Source organism: Streptomyces sp. NPDC054847 (genome assembly GCF_053610925.1).
In genome coordinates, this window is record NZ_JBSGZJ010000462.1 from 1 (window position 1) to 5,618 (window position 5,618).

Sequence of the window (5,618 nt, forward strand, 5' to 3'; positions counted from 1 at the left end):
GCACTCGCCCCCCGCGTGAACGTGACCAGATCATCCCTACCGTCACCATTCACATCACCCAACGCCGGGAACTCCCCCGCCGGAGCAAAGAACTCATGCCACTTCTGACCACCACCAAAGCCATCGACCCCATCGGAAAGCGCCACATAGACGTCCGACTCGGCACCCTGAGTGAACGTCACGATGTCGTCGAAACCGTCACCGTTCACATCACCCACCGCCGGAACCTCACCACCCGGCGCGAAATGCGTGTGCCACACCGACGCCGCACCGAACCCCGCACCACCCGACAACGCCACATACACATCCGCCTCAGGACCACCCGTGAACGTCACGATGTCGTCCCGCCCGTCACCGTTGAAATCACCACTCAACGGCGTCTCACCACCCGGCGCGAAAAACTCGTGCCACACCGACGCCGCACCGAACCCCGCACCCGACGAAGCGGCCACATACACATCCGCCCCGGACCCCTGCGTGAACGCCACGACATCGTCCCGACCGTCCCCCGTGAAATCCGTCGGAGAACCACCCAGCTTCTTGCCACCGCCGCTGGCGACCAACTGCATGTAGTAGTCCCAGTTCCAGTGCGGTCCCGGGTCGGTGTGGTCGTTGCCCGCCAGCTCGTTGTGCCCGAGGATGTGCGCCCTGGTCTTCGGGATGCCGTGCCGGTCGCACAGGTGCCGGGTGAGCGCCGCGGACGAGCGGTACATGGCGTCGGTGAACCATGACGCGTTCGAGACGTAGCCCTCGTGCTCGATGCCGATCGACGAGGCGTTCGCGCTCCGCGCGTGGTACGCGGTGTCGGCGTCGCGCACCGTCTGGGTGACGTCCCCGTCGGAGGACCGGATGACGTAGTGCGCGCTGACACCGGCCGTGCTGTTCTGGAACCAGCTGATGGCGCCGGCGTAGGAGCCCTGGGTGACGTGGACGACGACCTTGTCGATCCTCGCGACCCGCCCGGGTTCGTAGTTGTTCGCATGTGCCGGGGCCCAGTGGGCGGGCCCGTAGTCGGCGCTCTGGATGCCGACCTCTGCCGCCGCCCCGTCGCCGGTGGACGCGCCGAGGGGCTGCACGTCCTCGTACGCGCCGCGCTCCGGGTCGACGGCGCGGGGCTTCACGGTGACGTGCTCTCCGCCTGCGACCCGTTGGCCGATCCCCTGGGCGAGGAAGCCGTAGACGGTGTCGGCGTACAGCCGTGCCGTGCGCGCCTGGCCGGCGCCGCTGTAGGCGGCGACCGCCGGGTACCACGCGTCGACGCGGTCACGCTCCGCGGCGTCGAGACCGAGGTCGTCCGCATACGAGCGCAGGACAGCGGCGCCGCCGCGGATGTTGGCCGCGGTGCCGCGTTTGAGCTCGCCGGCGGACACGCCCGTCAGCTCGGCGGCCCTCTCCAGCGTTCGCTGCCCGGGGTTGATGACCAGGTGCATCACGCCGTAGCCGTTGGCCGAGCTGGGTCTGCCGGCATGGCCGTCGAGGTGGGTCTCGCCGTAGCCGACGGCGACGAGCAGATCACGGGGGACGTCAAACTCCTCTGCGGCCGCGGCGAACGCGGAGTTCATGGCGGAGCCCCGGCTCTGGTTCTGCCGGCCGGCCGGGTCGGTGTCGAGGGCGCCGGCCTGGCCGGTCAGCGCGAGAGTGGCGACGACGACGCCGAGTACGGTCGACCGTGCCCTTCTGCGTATACGTGTGTGTCCGTGCGGGGACATGACTTCTCCCTAAAGTCGGAGGGGTGTCACGGGTCGGCCGGGTCAGAGGGTGGTTTCGCCGGGCAGGCCGAAGTGGTCGTGCCATTTGGCGCCCTGGACGAAACCGTCACTGCCGTTGGAGAGCGCCACATACACATCCGCCTCGGGCGTACGCGTGAACGTGACGATGTCGTCCCTGCCGTCACCGTCGAAGTCACCCACATACGGGAACTCCCCCGCCGGCGCGAAGAACTCGTTCCACAACACCCCGCCACCGAAGCGCACACCATCGGACAACGCCACGAACACATCCGCGCCCGAACCCTGCGCGAACGCCACAATGTCGTCCCGGCCGTCACCATTCACGTCACCGACCCGAGGCTCCTCCACACCCGGAGCGAAATGCTCATGCACCAACTCCCCCGGACCGAACCCACCCCCGTCCGAAAACGCCACATACACATCAGCACTCGCCCCCCGCGTAAACGTGACCAGATCATCCCTACCGTCACCATTCACATCACCCAACGCCGGGAACTCCCCCGCCGGAGCAAAGAACTCATGCCACTTCTGACCACCACCAAAGCCATCGACCCCATCGGAAAGCGCCACATAGACGTCCGACTCGGCACCCTGAGTGAACGTCACGATGTCGTCGAAACCGTCACCGTTCACATCACCCACCGCCGGGGTCTCGTGGCGCTGTGAGAAGAAGTCGTGCCAGACGGTCGCAGGGCCGAAGCCGTCGCCGTTGGACAGCGCGACGTACACGTCTGCCTCGGGCCCGTGGGCGAAGGTGACGATGTCGTCCTTGCCGTCGCCGTTGAAATCACCGCTGAGCGGGGTCTCGCCGCCGGGGGCGAAGAAGTCGTGCCAGACTTTCGCGCCGCCGAAGCCGGTCCCGGTCGACGGGGCGACGTAGGTGTCGGCCTCGCGGGTGCGGGTGAAGGTGACGACGTCGTCCTTGCCGTCGCCGGTGAAGTCGGTGGGGCCGCCGCTGAAGATCCCCGACATGCGTTCTGCCTCCGCCAGCAGCGCACGGGCCTTCAGCTCCGCGTCGTCGTAACGGTCGGGGTACGCGGACCGCTGGACGCTCTGGGCGAGTTGACCGGCGGTGAAGCCCGGGTTCGCCCGGTCGCTCTCGATGGCACGGGTGATGAACTGCGTCGCCGCGTACCAGGGATCCATGATCTGTTCGACGGTGCCCCAGCCGTAGCTGGGCCGTTGCTGGAAGACTCCGATGGAATCCTTGTCGCCGCAGGCCAGGTTGTTCATGTGGGACTCGACCCAGCCGGCCTCGAAGGCGGCGAGCATCACCTTGGCGTTGGCGTGATGGACGCGGGCGACACGGTGGACGACCACGATGACGGTCGGGTCATGAACGGCCGGCACGGCGCACTCGATGTCGAGGACTTCGGCGTTGGCCCGGTGCTTCTCGGGTCCGGGCCGGGGATCGCCCGCGTGCGCGGGGGCGGAGCCGGCGGCTATGAGCAGACCGGCGGCCGCGAGGCCGGCGAGACGACGGGTCAGTCGGGTACGGCTTTGTCCGAACCGGGACATGGGTGTGCCCTTTCAGCGTTGAGTAGGCTGCTTTTTGCTGAGCGTGGGTCAGAGGGTGGTTTCGCCGGGCAGGCCGAAGTGGTCGTGCCATTTGGCGCCCTGGACGAAACCGTCACTGCCGTTGGAGAGCGCCACATACACATCCGCCTCGGGCGTACGCGTGAACGTGACGATGTCGTCCCTGCCGTCACCGTCGAAGTCACCCACATACGGGAACTCCCCCGCCGGCGCGAAGAACTCGTTCCACAACACCCCGCCACCGAAGCGGACACCATCGGACAACGCCACGAACACATCCGCGCCCGAACCCTGCGCGAACGCCACAATGTCGTCCCGGCCGTCACCATTCACGTCACCGACCCGAGGCTCCTCCACACCCGGAGCGAAATGCTCATGCACCAACTCCCCCGCACCGAACCCACCCCCGTCCGAAAACGCCACATACACATCCGCACTCGCCCCCCGCGTGAACGTGACCAGATCATCCCTACCGTCACCATTCACATCACCCAACGCCGGGAACTCCCCCGCCGGAGCAAAGAACTCATGCCACTTCTGACCACCACCAAAGCCATCGACCCCGTCGGAAAGCGCCACATAGACGTCACCTTGGGCGTCATGAGTGAACGTCACGATGTCGTCGAAACCGTCACCGTTCACATCACCCACCGCCGGAACCTCACCACCCGGCGCGAAATGCGTGTGCCACACCGACGCCGCACCGAACCCCGCACCACCCGACAACGCCACATACACATCCGCCTCAGGACCACCCGTGAACGTCACGATGTCGTCCCGCCCGTCACCGTTGAAATCACCACTCAACGGCGTCTCACCACCCGGCGCGAAAAACTCGTGCCACACCGACGCCGCACCGAACCCCGCACCCGACGAAGCGGCCACATACACATCCGCCCCGGTCCCCTGCGTGAACGCCACGACATCGTCCCGACCGTCCCCCGTGAAATCCGTCGGAGAACCACCCAGCATCGGTGCGGGAGTTCCGCAGTTGCCGCTGGTGTGGCGGGCGGCTGTGCTGCTGTAGCGGAGGGCCACGCCGTCGATGACGATCGGCTGATTGACCCCGTCCGCCTCCTGCTCGTAGTGCAGATGAGGTCCGGAGGACTGGCCCGTGGTGCCGACCTTGCCCAGTTCGTCGCCCGCCCGCACGTACGTCCCTTCCGCGACGGTGATGCGGTCGAGGTGCGCGACGAGGGTCGTCCAGCCGCCGCCGTGGTCGACGCGGACGTAGTTGCCGTAGCCGGAGCTGTTGGGCACGGGAACGACGTCGACGACCGTGCCGGCGGCCGAGGCGAGGGCCGGCGTGCCGAGATCGCCGGAGCCCGGGATGTTGAAGTCCAGGGCGGCTTGGACCTCCGAGGAGTGGTGGTAGTAGTCCCTGGTCTGTCCGCACGGCCAGGGTGCGCGGAAGTCGGGGCGGGGGCCGGCGGCCGAGGCGGCCGGCGCGGGGAGCAGTGTGGCACCGGCGGTCAGTACGGCGCCGATTAAGGCCATGTAGGTGTGCCGTCTTCGCATGTCTCGGTCTTCCTCCTCTTGCAGGGATGTGAGATGGGGGACGGGAGGGCGGGAGCGTTCAAGGGCGCGGCGGGCCCGGGGCACGCGCCATGGCGGTGCGCACCCCGGGATGCCGCGTGGGGATCAGACGGACGTCTCACCGGGCAGGCCGAAGAAGTCGTTCCACTTCTGCCGTCCGCCGAAGGCCGTGCCGGTCGAGAGGGCGACATGCACATCGGCCCCGGGGGTGTGGGAGAAGGAGACGACGTCGTCCCGGCCGTCGCCGTCGTAGTCGCCGACGTACGGGTATTCGCCGGCTCCGGAGATCGCGTCGTGCCAGACGCCCTTGGCGTCGAAGGTGCTTCCGTCGGACAGGGCGACGCGGACGTCGCCCGCCGGGTCGGCGGTGAAGGCGGCTATGTCGTCCTTGCCGTCGCCGTCGAAGTCCCCGACGCGCGGGAGTTCCGCGCCGGGCGCGAATCCGCTGAGGACCTTGTCGCCCGGGGCGAAGGCGTCGCCGGTGGAGAAGGCGACGTAGACGGCGGCTTCGGTGCCCTTGGTGAAGGTGATGATGTCGTCCTTGCCGTCGCCGTTCACGTCGCCGACGGCCGGGAACTCCCCGGCCGGAGCGAAGTGGTCGTGCCACTTGCGGCCGGCGCCGAAGGAGGTGCCGGAGGACAGGGCGACGTAGACGTCCGCCGTGCTGTCCTGAGTGAAGGTGACGATGTCGTCCTTGCCGTCGCCGTCGAAGTCCCCGACGGCGGGCGCCTCACCGCCGGGTGCGAAGCTGTCGTGCCATTTCTCTCCGGCGCCGAAAGCGGCGCCGGAGGACGGTGCGACATGGACGTCCGCGGC

At 68.0% G+C, this 5,618-nt stretch carries 4 protein-coding genes; all 4 read right to left on the reverse strand.

Going from position 1 to position 5,618, the window contains the following annotated elements; genetic code table 11:
* Nucleotides 1-1,709: N-acetylmuramoyl-L-alanine amidase (locus tag ACWGH4_RS30110; RefSeq protein WP_453466478.1), on the reverse strand; the 1,709-nt coding region annotated here is incomplete at its 3' end.
* 42 nt (nt 1,710-1,751) lie between these two features.
* Nucleotides 1,752-3,002 (reverse strand): FG-GAP repeat domain-containing protein, encoded by a 1,251-nt coding sequence (locus ACWGH4_RS30115; RefSeq protein ID WP_453466480.1) that lies wholly within the window; start codon nt 3,000-3,002, stop codon nt 1,752-1,754.
* 294 nt (nt 3,003-3,296) lie between these two features.
* The gene (locus tag ACWGH4_RS30120; RefSeq protein WP_453466482.1) at nt 3,297-4,784 is read right to left on the reverse strand and encodes an FG-GAP-like repeat-containing protein; all 1,488 of its coding nucleotides are present in this window, start codon (nt 4,782-4,784) and stop codon (nt 3,297-3,299) included.
* 123 nt (nt 4,785-4,907) lie between these two features.
* A partial coding sequence (locus ACWGH4_RS30125) for an FG-GAP-like repeat-containing protein (protein WP_453466484.1) occupies nt 4,908-5,618 on the reverse strand: 711 nt, incomplete at its 5' end.